1 pseudogene is annotated in these 240 nt (G+C 71.2%); it reads right to left on the reverse strand.

Going from position 1 to position 240, the window contains the following annotated elements:
* A pseudogene (locus ACYQ0J_RS00170) lies at nt 1-240 on the reverse strand (ATP-binding protein); the annotation flags it as partial.

Consider the following 240-nt stretch of genomic DNA (forward strand, 5'->3'; position numbering starts at 1 on the left):
CTTCCTTAGGGTCTCCGGGTGGACGGCCAGGACCAGGGTGGCCACCTCGGCGAAGGCCACCAGCCAGGGGACCACACTGGGGGTGAGGCCCGTGGCGTCGTCCACGACGAGGGTGACGGGGTTCACCCCTTCGGGGCGCTTGAGGGCCTTGAGGAGGCTCCTCGCCTTCTCCTCGTTCCCCGGGTAGCGCCTCTGCCAGGCCTTGAGGTCGGCCTCGAGGTCCCAACCCCCCCCCACCCC

The organism is Thermus sp. FJN-A, assembly GCF_054655095.1.